This is a genomic window from Amycolatopsis sp. NPDC004378, assembly GCF_053602455.1.
Window position 1 is genome coordinate 14,761 of record NZ_JBSGDR010000034.1, and the last position, 15,850, is coordinate 30,610.

A 15,850-nucleotide genomic window follows, 5' to 3' on the forward strand; every position below is an offset into this window, starting at 1 on the left:
GTGCACCCCCACATCACGGCCTCGGTCCCCCTGCTCGAACCGCCGGGCTGGGCGATCGCCCAACGAGAACTCTTCGCGCTGTTGGACCGCGCGTGGCGGCGGTTCTCCCGCGACTTCACCGGCCCGGACGGCCGTCTGGCCTACGAAGACCGGCTGACCTCCCGCGACGGCGTCGACGACTTCTACGAGACGTTCTTCAACTGGCCCCAGCTCTACCTGCTCGGCGGCGCCGACGACCTGCTCGCCGAGTCGGAGCGGCACTGGGAAGGCGTCACCCGGCAGCTGACCGGGCTGGGCATGCTGGCGGGCGAGTACGAACGCGGCTACGACTGGTTCCACCAAGGCGAAAGCCTGCTGCTGCTGTACTTCCTGTGCATGGCGGCGCCCGAGCGGTGGCGCGGGCGGGCGCTGCGGTTCGCGGAGCTCTACGTCGACCCGGCCCACGGCAACTACGACCCCGCGCACCGCATCATCCGCCGTCCCCACAACGGCAGCGATCCGGCGCGCGAAGGGCTCTTCGACGGCGACTCCTACCCGTGGCTGCCCGCCGAGGCCGCGATGTACGGCTTCCCGCTGGAATGGCTGGTGCCCCCGGACGCCGGGGAACCGCCGCGGGACCGCGATCCCCGTCTGGGCGAGGAGATGCGACGGCGGATCGGCGTCGGGGACACCGCGGTCAACCTGGCCGCGGCCGGGCTCGTGTTCAACGCGGTGCTGCTGTCCGGCGACGAGCGCTACCGCGACTGGCTCGCCGAGTACGTCGGCGCGTGGCGGGACCGCGCGGCGGCCAACAACGGCATCCTCCCGGACAACGTCGCCCCCGACGGGACCGTCGGCGGGCTGCTGGACGGCCGCTGGTACGGCGGCCACTACGGCTGGTCCTGGCCGCACGGCTGGTACAGCGTCGGGCACGCGGCCGTCGTCGCGGCCCTCTCCGCCGCGCTCGCCACCGGCGACGACACCTTCACCGATCTCGTCCGCCCGGCGCTGGACGAAGTGATCGCGCACGGCAAGGTCATGGCGTTCACCGAAGCGGACTCGAGCCTCGCTTCCAAGTGGACGGCCCAGCTGCGCGAAGACGTGGACACCCCGGCGCTGCACGTCCCCTTCCGCTACGACGACCGGGGCTGGTTCGACTACAACCCGATGCTCATGGGCGTCCCGGTCGCGCTGTGGCACCACTCGGGCGCGCCGGCGGACCGGGAGCGCCTCGACCGGCTGCGCGCGGCGGACGGCCACGACTGGCGGACCGTGGTTCCGTTCCGCAGCAAGGAGGAGGCCGGGCACGAACAGCCGTGGTTCGCCTACCTCGCCGGGGACAACCCGGACTACCCGGAGCGGATCCTGGCCGCCGCCCAGGCGCAGGTCCGGCACCGGCTGGCCCGGATGGAACGCCACCGCGGCCGTCCCGTGCCCGAGGCCGACATCCACCTGTGGCAGCAGTCCAACCCCGTGGTGACCGAGGCGCTGGTCCAGCTCACCTGGGGCGGTCCGCAGGTCGTCTACAACGGCGGGCTGCAGCAGGCCCGCGTCCGCTACTACGACGCGGACGCGCGCCGGCCCGGCCTGCCCCCGTCGGTGGCGGCGCTGGTGTCCGCGATCGATCCCGAGGCGACACTGGTCGAGCTGGTCAACCTGGACCCGGAGCGGCCGCGGTCGGTGCTCGTCCAAGCGGGAGCGTTCGCCGAGCACCACATCCGCACGGCGGGCTACACCCGGTGCGACGACCCGTCGTGGCTGGGCGGCCTCTACGACTACGGCCACCGCGAACCGGTCGTGACGCACGGCTCGATCGACGTCGACGGCCCGTGGCTGCGGGTGGACCTGCCGCGGTCCACCCGGATCCGCCTGACCCTGCGGCTCGCGGTGCGGGTCCGCCCGCCTTCCTACGCGATGCCGTTCGACGAGAGGGCGGCATGATGTCCGCCGTCGAGGCGGTACTCCGCGTTCCTCGGACTCACGGGTTCAGGGCGAACGCGGCTCCGGTGAGCCGCTCGGAGGTCTGCCAGACGCGCTGGGCCTCGTCCGCGTCACGCAACGGCCGGTACAGGCTCTGCGCGGCGGGCGGGCCGCCCAAGCCGCCGGGGCCGCTGGGGCCGTAGAAGGGGGCGGGCTCGGGGTCGGTCGCGGCCAGCAGGGCGGGCAGCTTCGCGGTCTCGACGGTGCCCACCAGGATCCCGCGGGCCGAGAGCGCCCGGATCAGCCGGACCTGCGGAGTGTCCTTGCCCCGGCCCAGCTCGGGGCGGGCGGCCAGGAGGCTGGTGGGCGCGACGCCGGGGTGCGAAAGGGTGCTGGTGATGCCCCAGCCCGCGGCCTCGCTGCGCCGCTGGAGTTCGAGCCCGAAGAGGCCGAACGCGATCTTGGACTGGCGGTAGGCGCGCATGCCGTCGTAGCCGCGTTCCCAGTTCAGGTCGGCCCAGTTGATCTCGCCGCCGCGGGCGGCGATGCTGATCTGCGAAGTGACCCGGGCGCGGCCGGCGCGCAGCAGCGGGAGGAGCCCGGCGACCAGCGCGAAGTGGCCGAGGTGGTTGGTGCCGAACTGCAGCTCGAAGCCTTCGGCCGTGGTCTGCCGGTCCGGCGGCGTCATCACCCCGGCGTTGTTGATCAGCAGGTGGATCGGGCGGCCCTCGTCGCGCAGCGTCGCGCCCAGGGCGGTGACGGACTCCAGCGACGAGAGGTCGAGGCTGCGCAGCGAGACGTCGGCGCCGGGAGCGGCCTGCCTGATGCTGCCGAGGGCGGCTTCGCCCTTGCGCGGGTTGCGGACGGGCAGGATCACCTCCGCGCCGGCCGCGGCCAGCCGGGTGGCGATCCCCAGCCCCATCCCGTCGCTGGCGCCGGTGACGACGGCGCGCTGCCCGGTCAGGTCCGGGACGTCGATGTCGATCTGCTTGCGTGGCATGGATCCGGCTCCTCCGAGTGGTCGTGTCCCCGATCCTCGGCCGACGGCGCGGCGCTATCCAGGACTTCCCGATCACAGGCTCGCCAAGATCACCCTTACGGGTCCGGAGAGGGGGATCGGCGAGTCGTGGCTCCCGGTGCCGGCCGCCGGTAGAAACGAGGCAGGACCCGGAAAGGGGGCAGGGTGATCGACCGCATCGGGCTCGCGGAGTTCCTCCGCAATCGGCGCGCGGCGCTGCAACCCGAAGACGTCGGCCTGCCGCGCGGGCCCCGCCGCCGGACCGACGGGCTGCGGCGCGAGGAGGTCGCGGCGCTGTGCCACATGTCCCCGGACTACTACTCGCGGCTCGAGCGGGAGCGCGGGCCGCACCCGTCCGAGCGGATGCTCGCCTCGATCGCCCAGGGGCTGCACCTGTCGATCGACGAACGCGACCACCTGTTCCGCCTCGCCGGGCACAACCCGCCGCCGCGGGGTGCGGCGAGCGAGCACATCAGCCCCGGCCTGCTCCGGGTGCTCGACCGCCTGTCCGACACTCCCGCGGAGATCATCACCGAGCTCGGCGAGACCCTGCGGCAGTCCCCGATGGGCGTCGCGCTCCTGGGCGACACCACGCGGTACACCGGGCCGGCCCGCAGTTCGGGCTACCGGTGGTTCACCGACCCCGCCGCCCGGCGGCTCTACGCGCCGCACGAGCACGCGTTCCTCACCCGGATGTACGTGGCCGGCCTGCGCGAAATGGTCACCCTCCGCGGCCCCGAATCCCGGGCCGCGCACCTGGCCGGCCTGCTGCTGGAGTCGAGCGAGGAGTTCCGGCGCGTCTGGGACGACCACGAGATCGGGATCCGCCCCCACGACGTCAAGCACTTCGTGCACCCCGAAGTCGGCGCGCTGGAGCTGACCTGCCAGCGCCTGGTGGACCCGGGGCAGGCCCATTCGCTGATGGTCTACACCGCCATCCCCGGCAGCGAGAGCCACGAGAAGCTGCAGATGCTGTCGGTCATCGGCGCGCAAACGCTTCCCTGAGCAACGTCCGCGCCGCTACGGCCGGCGGTAGACCGTGATGGAGTGGCCGACGTCGTCGACCGGTGTGCTGCCGGAGAGCAGCGCCGTCAGGCGGTCGTCCGCCTTGGCGATCGCCGAGTCCGACACGGCGAGGAGGCCGCGCACGTCGTCCGGGGGCACCGTGCGCGGGTCGGCGGCGTCGAGGCCGTACGCGGACGGCACGCCGCTTCCCTTGTAGACGAGCCAGATCCGCTGCCCGCGGTAGCGCTGCGCCAGCCGGCCGAGGTCCTGGCCCCAGTCGACGTTCGAATCGTGCAGGCGCAGGTGGGTCCGCGCCGGCCCGCCGAACGCCTCGTTGGAGTAGGGCAGGTAGTATGGGAACGTCCGCAGCGAGCTGACCGCCGCGTAACCGGCCAAGACCGCCACCGCGACGTGCACCCACCGCGGGCGGACGACGACGAGACCCGCCGCCGCGACCGCCAGGAACATCGGCACGAAAAGCGCGTACCGGACGCCGAGGTCGCGCGCGCTGGTCATGGCCGCGGCGAGCAGCACGGCCGCGGGCAGGAGGACGTAGGCCGCCGCCGGGCGCAGCCGGCGCACCGCCACCAGCGCGACGGCGCCGGCGATCCCGAGGGCCAGGGCGCCCAGCGGCAGTTTCACCAGCAGCGCGGCCGGGAGGTAGTACCAGACCGGGCCGGCGTGGTACCGGCCGAGCAGGAAAGTGCTCCAGACCTGGTCTTCGAAGCCGAACTGGACGCGCATCCCGTCGAGGTACGGCCGCGGCAGCGGCAGCCAGTCGACGAGCGCGCGCGGGCCGTGGAGCGCGGGCGGTGCCGCCCAGCGCAGGCGCGGGTCCACGACGAGGTAGGCGGCCCACACCACGGCGATCGCGATCACGGCCACCGCGACCGCCGCCGCCACGCCGAAGCCGAGCCGCCGGAGTGTCCTTTGTGGACCTCGGTGGTGCCCCACGGACACCACGACCAAGCCCAGGAGCACCGGTACCGCGGCCAGCGCGCTCATCTTCGTGGCGACGGCCGCTCCCAGGGCGAGGCCCGCGAGGGGGAGGTACCGGGCCGGACGGTCCCGGGCCCGCCAGAGCAGCCAGGCCGACGTCAGCACGAACCCGGCGACCGGCACGTCGAGCGTGGCCAGTGAGCCGTGCGCGATGAGGTCGGGGGAGAACGCGTACAGCGCGAGCGCCGTCACCCCGCCGGCCGAGCCGGTCAGGTCGCGCGCGAAGAGGAAGACGACCAGGCCGAAGAGCAAGGTCAGAACGATCACCGGCAGCCTTGCCAGGAGCAGCAGCCGTCCCGGGTCGTTGCCCGACTCGTACAGCACGTGCCGGCCGAGCTGCGTCTGGTCGCCGGTGAACGCGGGGTCGAGGTGGACGTCGGCGAAGGCCAGGCCGGCCCCGATGAGCAGCTTGCCCAGGGGCGGGTGCTCGGGGTTGTAGCGCAGGCTGTGCTGCTGCAGGTAGACCACCGACGTCCCGACGTAGACCGGCTCGTCGATCGTCGGGGACTGCGCCACGGCCGTGGCGAGCATCGCGACCGCCATCTGCGCGAGCAGCGCGGCCACGACGAGCGCCGGCGGCCACCGTCGCGGGCGTACGGGCGGCACGTCCCGTGCGGGCCCGGCATTCGTGCTCGGCGGCAGTCTCGTGGAAAGGGACAACCCCGTCACCCCGCGGCGCCGGCCAGCCCGGTGCGGCAGGCCTGGACGCGGTCCCGCGGGTCGAGCTCCAGTACCTCGACCTCCCGAGGGGCCCGGCGGATCCGCTCTTCCTCCGCCCCGGCCGGACAAAGCGCCCGGTCCCGGGCCGCCGGAGTCACGCGCGCCCAGCGGTTCCGGAGACGTCCCAGCGTCGGCATGCCGGGAAGCCTAGCGAGACCGGGCCCCTTCCGGGCGCCTCGGCGGGAAAGCGCCCGGGATCCTCGGCCGTTCCGGCGCCGGATCCGCTGGTCACCGGCGCCCATCCACTCGCGCGGGCCCGTGCGGCCCGCCGCTCGCGAAGAAGGTGGCGAGCAGCGGGCCGCGAAGACGTCACCCCGGAGCGAGCAGATCCGTTAGTTCGCCCGGGGGACAAGGGCTCACGAAGTGCTGCAGCTGACCGTGGGCCAGTTCCAGTTCCCGTTGTGCATGATGGTGACGCCCCAGTTGTTGCCGTTCCCGTTGGGCGTCGCGATGAGGACCTGGCTGCTGGGCCACGTCGCGTTGATGTTCCAGGTGGCACTGATCCGGGCCGGGCTCGGCACGGTCATGGTGACCGTCCACGAACTGGCGCCGCTGACCGAGACGTTGAGGTTGTACCGGTCGTTCCACTGCTGCCCGGCCGAAAGCGTCGCCGTGCAGCTGCCACCGCCGGGTGTCGTCGGTGTCGTGGTGGGGTTCGTCGGTGTGGTCGTCGGTGTGGTGGTCGTGCCGCCGCCGGAGTTGAGGACGTTCAGCACCGAGTTGTACGCCGCCTTCTTGTTTCCGTTGCCGTCGAACAGAAGCGGGCTCTCACTGGAGCGCCAGGAGTCGCTGTCCCGCACGCCCCACACGGTGATGCCGACGCAGCGCGCGACGTTCATGCACGCCTGCGTCAGCGCGGCGTACTGCGACGTGGACGCGTTGGTGACGTCGACCTCGGTGAGCGCCACGTCGACGCCGAGCGCGGCGAAGCTGGAGATCGTCGTCTGCAGGCTGCTCGGGACCGAGCTGCCGCCGGTGAAGTGGCCCTGCAGGCCGACGCAGTCGATCGGCACGCCACGGGACTTGAAGTCCCGCACCATGTTGTAGACGCCCTGGGTCTTGGCGTAGTTCCAGTTGTCGATGTTGTAGTCGTTGTAGCAGAGCTTGGTCGACGAGTCGGCCGCGCGCGCGGTCTTGAAGGCGACCTCGATCCAGTCGTTGCCGGTGCCCTGCAGGTTCGACGACCGGCGGCTGCCGTCTTCGTTGAAGGCCTCGTTGACGACGTCCCAGTAGGCGAGTTTGCCTTGGTAGTGCGCCAAGACCTTCTGGATGTGGTTGATCATCGCGCTGCGCAGCGCACTGCCGCTCATGCTCTGCATCCAGCCCGGCTGCTGGGAGTGCCAGGCCAGCGTGTGGCCGCGGACCTTCGCGCCGTGACTGACGGCCCAGTTGTAGACCTGGTCGCCGGAAGAGAAGTTGAACTGGTTCTGGTTGGGCTCGGTCGCATCGGGCTTCATCTCGTTCTCGGGCGTCACCATGGTGAATTCGCGCGCGGCGATCGTGGTGTAGGCCGAGTCGCCGAGCCTGCTCGCGGCGATGGCGGTCCCGAAGTACCGCCCGGACTGCGCGGCCGCGGCGCCGAGGGTGCCGGCCGCGGCATCGGCTCCGGGAGCGATCACCAGAACAGCGGCCGCCGCGGCGACGGTGGCCGCGGCCGCCAGCGCGCGGGTCGCGGGTGCTCGCCACCACCGCGTGCCCCGCGGTTGCGAAGAACTGCTTGCCATCCGTGGTCTCCTTCCGGGCACGCCCAAAAGACCCCGGGAACCAAGGTCACCGGTGACCTGGACGATGACGTTCACTCAACGCGAGCAGCAGAACACGCCCCTTCCGGACCGGACAAAGAGTTTCGGCCGACTTTCGACACGCGAACCGAAGAACCCCGGGTGGCAGCCGAGGTGGCACGAAGGATTCACCCGGACGCGCCAAGTCGCCCGACCCCAGGCGAATTTCCGCCGTGCTTTCGGGCCGGCGTCGATCTCAAACGTCGCCGTCTGCCGTCGCCGAGAGGTCGATGACGACCTTGCCGTGCACGTGCCGGCCGGCTTGGAGTTCGACCGCGCGGCGGATCCGCTCGATCGGGAAGCTCGCCGCGATCGGTACCCGGAGCCGCCCGGCCGCGACCAAGCCGGCGAGCTCTTCCAGGGCGCCGGAAGGGGCATTCGCGCCGTTGGCCGCCGGCACGCCGTCGACCTTGGTGGCGATGGTGCAGATGCGGTCGTCCGGGACGCCGAGTTCCCGCGCGGCGTGCACTGTCTCGGTTCCGTGCAGGTCGATGGCGGCGGTGACACCGAGGGCGCGGACCCGGCCGGCCAGGCCGTCGCCGTAGGGGACCGGCTCGGCTCCGAGGTCGCGCAGGAAGCCGGCCGAGCTCGCCGAGCCCGTCCCGAGCACGCGCGCTCCGGCGATCCGGGCCAGCTGCACGGCGAACACCCCCACCCCGCCCGCCGCGCCGCCGATCAGCACGGTGTCGTCCGGGCCCGGGGCGACCACGGCGAGGGCGGCGGACGCCGTGCGGCCGGCGATCGCGAGGGTGGCGGCGGTGCGGTCGTCGACGCCGCCGGGGGTGGGGTGGGCCTCGTTCGCCGCGACTGCGCCGGCCGCGTCGATCACCACGAAGTCGGCGACCGCGCGGGACAGGGCGCTCCCGAACACCCGGTCGCCGGGTGCGAAGCCGGTCACCCCGTCGCCGACCTGGTCGACCACGCCCGCGTAGTCGGTCCCGAATCCGGCGGGGAGGCTCAAGCCGAACCGCGCGGCGGTGTCCGCGTCGGCGGTCATGATCCAGTCCATCGGGTTCAGGCCCGCCGCGGTGACCCGCACGCGGAGCTGCCCCGGCCCGGCTTGCGGCGCGGACACCTCCCGGACGTCGAGTACCTCGGGGCCGCCGAACGCGTCGAGCCGGACCGCTCTGCTCTGGTGTTGCAGCATGTGCGCGTTGCTCCTGGGATCAAGGGAAACGGACTATGCTCCGTTTACCCGATGACCTTAACACAACCGGAGCGTGTTCCGTTTTGGCTGAGGCAGAGACGCGTGCGCCCCGCGCGGACGCCACCCGCAACCGCGACCAGCTGCTCGCGGTGGCGACCCGCCTGTTCGTGTCGGCCGGCACCGAGCCGTCGATGCGGGCGATCGCCCGCGAAGCCGGGGTCGGCATCGCCACGCTCTACCGGCACTTCCCGACCCGCGAGTCCATGGTCGACGCGATCTACCGCGACCAGGTCGCGCGCCTGACGACCGGCGCCCACGACCTGCTCGACCAGCTGCCACCGGCCGCGGCGATGCGGCGCTGGATGGACCTGTTCGGGCACTGGATCGCGGCCAAGAACGGCATGCTCGAAACCCTGCTCGCGATGATCGAGTCCGGCGAGATCGCCCACGCCCAGACCCGGGCCGAACTGCTGCGAGCCATCACGACGATCCTCGACGCCGGCCACGCATCGGGCGACCTCCGCTCCGACGTCGCCGCCGAAGACGTAGCGGCCTCCCTGATCGGCATCTTCACGGTGGCCCCAGGACCCCAGCACGAAGCCCAGGCCGGCCGCCTGCTGAACCTCCTGATGGACGGCCTCCGCCACCCCGCCGGGCCCGTTTCGTGAGGGGTCACCGGTGTCGCGCCCGAGCCGGAGCCGATCGGCAAGGTGGTGAGGGGCTCGCTGGCGGCTTCCCCTGAAGGTGGCTGGGATCATCCCGGAAAGCCGTCGCACCAGGCGCGCGCTCTCCGGCTCCCGACCGACCACAATGGACGGAGCGGAAACGGAAGAATCCCGAATACCACAAAACCCCAGGCCGATGAGATCGAACCTGGGGTGGTGGGGTGTGCGCCATCAGGGACTCGAACCCCGAACCCGCTGGTTAAGAGTGGTGATCTTGAGGTTTCGGATCGTGTCGAGTGATGCCGGGCAAGGTCGTTTCCTCGGTCGCAGCGTGGCAGCGGTGCCGGCCCGTGACGCGGTCTACCGTCGCGTCCGTGCGCTCTCGGGCTCCCCTCGGGCTCGCAACTGTCAGGCGGTGTCGCCTGGTCCAGGCCGTCTACAGCAGCCCCGTTCGCCGGGGCGAGACGGCTGTTAGAGCAGGTTTGATGCGGCGGTGCGGCCGTGGGGCGACGCACGGAGTGGCTTGCTCAGGACCTTGCTCCATCCATCCAGTGCATCTGCACCGGTCTGGTCGCACTCGGCGCGGCGTATGCCTCCTACCATCACGGACGTGAGTTCGCATTCCGTTTCGGCTCGGATGGCGTGACCGCCTCGATCTGGCCGCTGCTGGTGGACGGCTTGGTGACGATCGCGACCGTCGAGCTGTGGAAGACCCGCCGCAGCGGGCGCCCGTCGAGCCGGTGGGTAGCGCAGCTGGCGCTCGTGTTCGGTATCTGCCTGTAGTGGGTGGCGAACATCTGCTCATCGCCGGATCTGGGCGTGCTGCAGGTGACAATGGCGGCGTGTCCGTCGCTCGTGATGCTGCTGGCGGTCGAGCTGTTGACCGGTCGCGTTGAAGCAGCGGTATCGCGAGACTGGCTCCGAGACCTCGACCCCGGCAGCGAGATTCACGGACCGTCTCCCGAGATGGAACCGAGCGACGAGACCGTCGAGCCGCCCGATCCGGCGACGGTCTCGCGACGGGACATGGAGAGCCACGAACGGCCGAGGAGCGAAGTGGGAGTACTACGTCGGCCGAGCGGGCATGCGGCCGCACGCTCGTATTCGAACTGATGAATGCTGAGCCATCTTCCCTGCCCAGGGTCTGACGGGGCCTCACACCCCCTGGCGAGGCAAGCTCAGCAGCATCCGTCCCATTCGGTTGCGGTTGTGCGGTGCGAGAGACTACGGCTGTGACGACGAACGAGGACCCCAGCCGCCTGCGGCCGCGCTTCCGGCGCCGGGCTGAGCCGGTGGCTGGTGCGACTGACCCGGAAGCTCTGTTCGGCGAACTCCCGCGCACCCCGGGCGGAGTGGGCGCTCTGTGGTCTCACCAAGCCGACCAGCTGCGGACCTACGCCGACAATCACCGCGACACCCCGGACGTAGCGCTTGAGCTCCCCACCGGGTCCGGTAAGACCCTCGTCGGCCTCCTGATCTCCGAATGGCGGCGTCGTACGCTGGGGCAGCGGGTCGTCTATGCTTGCCCGACCAGGCAACTCGCCCGCCAAGTACTGCAGAAGGCGACCGATCAGGGCATCCCGGCCGTCATACTGATCGGGTCGCACAGGGACTGGGCTCAGGCCAAGCTCGCGCGGTACACCCGGGCCGATGCCATCGCCGTGACGACCTACAGCGCCATCTTCAATCTCAACTCGCACCTGGCCGACGCCCAGACACTGGTTTTCGATGACGCGCACGCTGCGGAAGGCTTTGTCGCCGAGGCGTGGGCGCTGAGCGTCGGCCGGGATACCGATCAGTACGAGCAGCTCTTCGACGCGCTGGGGGAATCAGTCGAGCCGGCGCTCGTCGCACGAATGGTCGGTCCGGTCTCACCCGCTGTAGATACCCGTGAGGTGCGACTCCTTCCCGTCGGCGCGGTCGCGCGCCACACCGAGGACATCGATCGCGTGCTCAGCGCGCTTACCGGCGACTCCGCCTACCGGTTCCGGATGGTTCGCGCCAACCTCGGCTCGTGCCTGTTCTACGTTTCTCGTCGTGAGTTCTACATCCGGCCGATGATTCCACCGACGTTCCAGCACGAGCCGTTCACCGATCCAGGTCAGCGGCTGTATCTTTCGGCTACTCTCGGTGGTGCCGGTGAGCTGGAACGCGCTTTTGGTCGTACGGACATCAAACGCGTCCCCGCGCCGACGGCGTGGGACAGAACCGGCAGCGGGCGTCGGTTCTTCGTGTTTCCCGAGCTGGCGGACGTTCCGGTGGACGGCAGCCTCATTGATGATGACGAGGAGAACAGTCAGGAGCCGGTCGCAGGCCTGGTCGACAGCTTGCTGGCCCTGTCCCGGAAGCGGCTCGTGCTGACGCCGGATGAGGACTCGGCCACGCAGATCGCCAACCGGCTGGGCGTGCCTGCTGCAGAACGATTCACCGCGAAGGACTCCGACACCGGCATCCAGCCGTTCGTCGACGCCGAAGCCGGGATACTTCTGGCGCCCAGCCGCTACGACGGCATGGACCTCGCCGCTGACGCCTGCCGCATGATGGTGATGTCGGGCCTCCCGGCGGCGTCGCACCTGCAGGACCGGTTCCTGGACACCAAGTTGCGTGCTTCGGAGGTACTCGACGAGCGCGTCCGCACCAGAATCGTCCAGGGAGCCGGCCGATGTACTCGGGGGCCGAAGGACTGGGCCGTCGTCGTGGTGACGGGTGCGGACATCTTGCGGTTCCTCTCGCGCAGGGAGATCAGGGAATCGCTGCCGGCCGAGCTGCAGGCGGAGATCACCTTCGGGCTTGATCAGAGCCAGGTCCCGGCTGACGACCTGATCCTGCTCGCGGAGAGTGCCCTCGAACAGGACCGGATCTGGCAGGAAGACGCTGAACCGGAACTGGCAAAACTTCGTCGCGAGGCCACCCGCGTCGCGGTGCCTCACGCGGCTCAGCTCGCCGCGAGCACTGTGCGTGAAGTGAGAGCTTGGACGTACGCCTGGCAGCAGAACTGGGAGTCGGCGGCGCGGACAGCCGGTGAAGTGTTCGAGAACCTGACAGCTTCCACACTTCGGCCGTACCGCGCGCTATGGGCCTACCTCGCCAGCGCCTGGTCCGATCTGGCGTCGACGGGCGACACGTCGCCGGCGGCCCTGCGCAGTGCCGACTTTCTCCGGAAGGCGTATGCGGCCGCCGTCGGGACCACGTGGCTCAAGGAGGTCCACCGGCTCCCGAGCGCGACCTACGACTCGGATCCCGCCGACGAAGCGGGTGTGACAGCCGTCGTTTCATTGCTCAACGGCAAGTTGGCGTCACCTGTGAAGTTTGAGAGCTTCTTCTCGAACATGTTGGCGAACCTGAGCCAGCGAGAGGCGTCTAGGTACGAGCGAGGCCTAGTGGCGCTCGGCGAACTCCTGGGGGCGGAGTCGTTCAAGCCAGCGGAAAAGGGTCGGGCCGACGCGGCTTGGATGTGGCGCACGCTCTGGATGACCGTCGAGGCCAAGAGCGAGCAGGAGCCTGAGGGGATGCTGAGCATGGATTACGTGCGGCAGACCAACACCCAGCTTGCGTCGTTGGCCGCAGACCAAGGTGTGGAAGCCCCGCCCAGCGGCAGCGTCTCGATCATCGTGACGCCGCGTGGCGTGGTCGACCCGGATGCCGTGCCGATCGCGGCCGCTCACGTCCATCTGGTATTGCCGAAGCGGAAGTTGGACGTTGCGCATGACGCGGTGCGAGCATGGAAGGAACTACGCGGCATGGCGAAGGGGATCGCGGGAGAGTTGCCGCGTGAAGAGTTCGCCAGTGTGCTCTGGGACAACGGAGTATTGCCGACGCAGGTGCGGGAGCGGCTGACTCGCGACCCGATCCGCGGCAGCTGAGGCTTTCGGCCTACCGGCCTAGCGGAAGTCGTGAGATCTAAGAGGCTTTGTCGACCTGACGCAGAACTGGGGCACCTTCCTGATCGCTTCGCGCCGGGCCGTCGAGCTCGCAGCGCTTGCCGCCCTGCGGTAAGCGCTGCGACTCAAACTGATATCGGCGCGGCGGCCACCGGAAGGTGCCCGTCGCGGATCGTCGTGCTGATGAGCTTGGGAGCTGCGATCGACTTATCCGGTCGCGCCTGCTCTCCGGAGGTCGGCGGCGAACGCTTTCAGTTCTTGACCGAGTGCGGGTGAGGCGTAGGTCTTCACGACGTCCGTCCGTGCCGGGCAGATGCCCAAGTCGGGGCAAACCAGCGGAATCATGACTCGCATGGTCTTGTACAACTGGGCATGCGGGAGGGTGCCGAGGATCTGTTTGACGCCGAACGCGGACGCCGCGCTGAGGACCTCGGCGAGGAAGGTCGGGCAGCCGACACGGATCAGCCCGGCGCGGAGCGGCAACTGAGCCCATTTGGCGTACGTGGCCGGGTCTAGGCCCTTCGCGACGTTGTTCAAGCACACGCAGAGACCGTGTGATCGGTAGCGGACCGGGTGGAACCACGGGACCTTGTCGATCGCTCGATTGGCCAGCCGGGTGTAGAAGCCGTTCTCGTCGAAGACATAGGTGACGACGTCGCCGGCGATGTTCGAGGGATCTCGGGTCAGCGATTCCTTGGCGCGTTGACGGCGTTCGGCTTTCCGGTCGGGTGTCGGCTTGGCTTCGCGTGGCGGCGTCGGCGTATGTGTGGGCGGAAAGGTCGTCCGAGGCCGCGGTGACGTGTACCGCGACGTCGGTGGAGTGGTCCAGTCCGGCCTGAGGGCCTGGGCTCGCGGAACGGTGCGGCGTTGGTACGTGGGGCGGCTCGAAGTTTGCCCGCAACGCTGTCCACGCTGGGATCCGTAGCGGTGGGCACCTCCACACGTCGAGCAGTGATACTGGTCGCGGGGAAGTCCTCGGTGAGCCGCCACCCGTTCCACGCTAGGAAGGAGATCGTCGGTGGTCACTCGGCTGTTCCGGTCTGGACCGGACTGGTGTGCTTACGCCCCGCGTTGTAATTCGTCCTTGTGAGTGTCAGGAGATCAGGCAGGGTTACTCCTGCGACTCGGCCAGCAGCCGCGGCGCCAAGGCCTTGAGTTCCGGGCTCGCGGTCGCGGCCCGTTCCTGCTAGTCGCAGCACTGACCGGGCTGGCCTACATCTGGACGTCCCAGGTGGAGTAGGCCGTCTACGACGATGAGCTGCATGTCCCAGCTGTGTCCGGGGGCGTGCCGCTGGCGTGGCAGGCCGCCATCGCGAGGACCGCGATGCCGAACGGGACGGTGAGCCGGATCCGGCGGGGCGGCGCCTTCGGTCGCGGCGGCGGTCGGCGCGTCGTGACGCGGCGTTTGGGACTGTCTACTCTGGCTTGCCCGCGGTCCGGTCGGTCGTCCATGACACAACGGGCCCACCGCTGCGGCCTGCCGACACGGTGGCCATCTCGAGGTACGTTGGCGGTTCGACTTCACGCTCCCATTCGTAGAGGGTGACTCTCAGCGTGTTGCAGGCGCGGCCCAGCATCACGGCGACGGGGAAAGGGACGCGCATGAACAAGTGCACGGGCCGGCTTCCTGCGACCTCGCCGATGCGCCGGCGTAGTTCCGTAATCAGTGCGGGCCCGGCGTCGGCGGGGATGGGTTCGCGTTTCGCCACGGCGATCTCGACTGCGTGGGCGTAGGGGTGGCTTTCGGCGTAGCGGCGAAAGCCCTTGTTGGGTGGTGCAGGCACGAGATCGAGGTACACGGCGACGGGGCCACCGGCTGGACCGTCGAGGGGAATTGCGCTCTGTACAAGAGGCACGGTCTGGCTTTCGGCTCCAGTCCACTCGTTTCCGTCCTGGTCGGTGACCGTGACGGCGAGCCCGGTCGTGGTCGGTAGCGCGGCCCCGAGCGCGAAGGCCATGCTCAGGTGTGCGCCGCCGGTGATGTGCAGGTGCTGAACGTCGGCCGACTGCACGATGCGGGGCAGATCGCCGAGGAACGGTGCGAAGTCTTCCCAAGCTTCGGCGGGCGGCACGCTGGTACCGCGCAGGGGCGGCCGAGTCCGGGGCGCGAGCGGCACCTTGCGGGTGCCCAGGGCGGGGGTCCGGGTTTGGATGTCGAGATGCAGTCGGTCATCGACGGCCGCGCGGCGGACACGGCGGATCGCCATCTCGCCGGCCAGCCGGGCGAGCCCGGCGTGGTCGAGCACGGCGAACTGGTCGAAGTCGCTCAGCGTCGCGATTTCCTGAGGTAGTAAACGGTCAGGGGCGCCGTAGTCCAGCCGGCCGTCCGGGCCGGTGATGGTGTTGCCGATGGCGAAGGTGAAGGCCGGGTCGCCTTCCAGACGAAGAAGGGCCGGTAGTTCCAGCTCCCGGACGTAGCTTGAATGCACCATGTCGTCCGTGACGAGGAGGACGGCCCCGGACAGTCCTGAATCGAGGGCTTCTTGCAGCCGCCGCTGAAAGCGGCCCGGTGGTAGGTGGGTCTGGTCATGCCACACGGGGACGCCGTGGGCGCGAAACACCCATGCGGCGCGGTCGGCCAGAGAGTCTCCGTCCGAGTGGCGGTAGCTGATGAAGATCGGGTCCAGGTCGTTTATCTGGGGCATCTACAACCTCGTGTACATGGCTGGGACAGATTCGGAGACCGGCAGCGGGCAGGCCGCTGTACAGATGTTCTGGTTCCGTTCGGCGAGAAC

13 protein-coding genes are annotated in these 15,850 nt (G+C 70.1%); 6 read left to right on the top strand and 7 right to left on the bottom strand.

All coding sequences use genetic code 11. The annotated features are described in order from the left end of the window. On the top strand, positions 1 to 1,920 hold the full coding sequence (locus tag ACWEN0_RS46190; protein WP_451987870.1) for a hypothetical protein: 1,920 nt from the start codon (positions 1 to 3) through the stop codon (positions 1,918 to 1,920). 37 nt (positions 1,921 to 1,957) lie between these two features. On the opposite strand, the gene ACWEN0_RS46195 is transcribed toward ACWEN0_RS46190, so the two are convergent. Then, positions 1,958 to 2,899 carry an SDR family oxidoreductase gene (locus tag ACWEN0_RS46195; protein ID WP_451987872.1) on the bottom strand — a complete coding sequence of 314 codons (942 nt, stop codon included), beginning with the start codon at positions 2,897 to 2,899 and terminating at the stop codon, positions 1,958 to 1,960. A 183-nt stretch (positions 2,900 to 3,082) separates the two neighbouring features. Here ACWEN0_RS46195 and ACWEN0_RS46200 point away from each other — a divergent pair, with 183 nt between their 5' ends. Further along, complete coding sequence (locus tag ACWEN0_RS46200; RefSeq protein WP_451987874.1) at positions 3,083 to 3,922, top strand: helix-turn-helix transcriptional regulator; 840 nt, start codon at positions 3,083 to 3,085, stop codon at positions 3,920 to 3,922. Between the two features lie 15 nt (positions 3,923 to 3,937). Here ACWEN0_RS46200 and ACWEN0_RS46205 read toward each other — a convergent pair whose 3' ends face one another. From ACWEN0_RS46205 to ACWEN0_RS46220, 4 genes are all read right to left on the bottom strand, one after another. Next, positions 3,938 to 5,527, bottom strand: coding sequence for a phospholipid carrier-dependent glycosyltransferase (locus tag ACWEN0_RS46205; RefSeq protein ID WP_451987876.1), 1,590 nt, complete (start codon positions 5,525 to 5,527; stop codon positions 3,938 to 3,940). Between the two features lie 59 nt (positions 5,528 to 5,586). After that, on the bottom strand, positions 5,587 to 5,778 hold the full coding sequence (locus ACWEN0_RS46210) for a hypothetical protein (RefSeq protein ID WP_451987877.1): 192 nt from the start codon (positions 5,776 to 5,778) through the stop codon (positions 5,587 to 5,589). A 219-nt stretch (positions 5,779 to 5,997) separates the two neighbouring features. Beyond that, a complete protein-coding gene (locus ACWEN0_RS46215) occupies positions 5,998 to 7,365 on the bottom strand; it encodes an endo-1,4-beta-xylanase (protein WP_451987878.1) in 1,368 nt (455 codons plus the stop codon). 253 nt (positions 7,366 to 7,618) lie between these two features. Beyond that, entirely contained in the window at positions 7,619 to 8,569 is a 951-nt protein-coding gene (locus tag ACWEN0_RS46220; RefSeq protein WP_451987880.1) for an NADP-dependent oxidoreductase, read from the bottom strand. An 83-nt stretch (positions 8,570 to 8,652) separates the two neighbouring features. On the opposite strand from ACWEN0_RS46220, the gene ACWEN0_RS46225 reads away from it, so the two are divergent. From ACWEN0_RS46225 to ACWEN0_RS46240, 4 genes are all read left to right on the top strand, one after another. Continuing rightward, complete coding sequence (locus ACWEN0_RS46225) at positions 8,653 to 9,237, top strand: TetR/AcrR family transcriptional regulator (protein WP_451987882.1); 585 nt, start codon at positions 8,653 to 8,655, stop codon at positions 9,235 to 9,237. 498 nt (positions 9,238 to 9,735) lie between these two features. Further along, a complete protein-coding gene (locus tag ACWEN0_RS46230) occupies positions 9,736 to 10,017 on the top strand; it encodes a DUF2637 domain-containing protein (protein WP_225440262.1) in 282 nt (93 codons plus the stop codon). 3 nt (positions 10,018 to 10,020) lie between these two features. Next, the gene (locus ACWEN0_RS46235) at positions 10,021 to 10,347 is read left to right on the top strand and encodes a hypothetical protein (RefSeq protein WP_451987884.1); all 327 of its coding nucleotides are present in this window, start codon (positions 10,021 to 10,023) and stop codon (positions 10,345 to 10,347) included. Positions 10,348 to 10,466: 119 nt separating this feature from the next. After that, positions 10,467 to 13,097, top strand: coding sequence for a DEAD/DEAH box helicase (locus tag ACWEN0_RS46240; protein ID WP_451987886.1), 2,631 nt, complete (start codon positions 10,467 to 10,469; stop codon positions 13,095 to 13,097). 225 nt (positions 13,098 to 13,322) lie between these two features. Here ACWEN0_RS46240 and ACWEN0_RS46245 read toward each other — a convergent pair whose 3' ends face one another. Together ACWEN0_RS46245 and ACWEN0_RS46250 are read right to left on the bottom strand one after the other, a co-directional pair. Continuing rightward, positions 13,323 to 14,141: a hypothetical protein gene (locus ACWEN0_RS46245; RefSeq protein WP_451987888.1), complete on the bottom strand. Its 819-nt coding sequence runs from the start codon at positions 14,139 to 14,141 to the stop codon at positions 13,323 to 13,325. 389 nt (positions 14,142 to 14,530) lie between these two features. Next, positions 14,531 to 15,760 carry an SAVED domain-containing protein gene (locus tag ACWEN0_RS46250; protein ID WP_451987890.1) on the bottom strand — a complete coding sequence of 410 codons (1,230 nt, stop codon included), beginning with the start codon at positions 15,758 to 15,760 and terminating at the stop codon, positions 14,531 to 14,533. Positions 15,761 to 15,850: the final 90 nt, after the last annotated feature.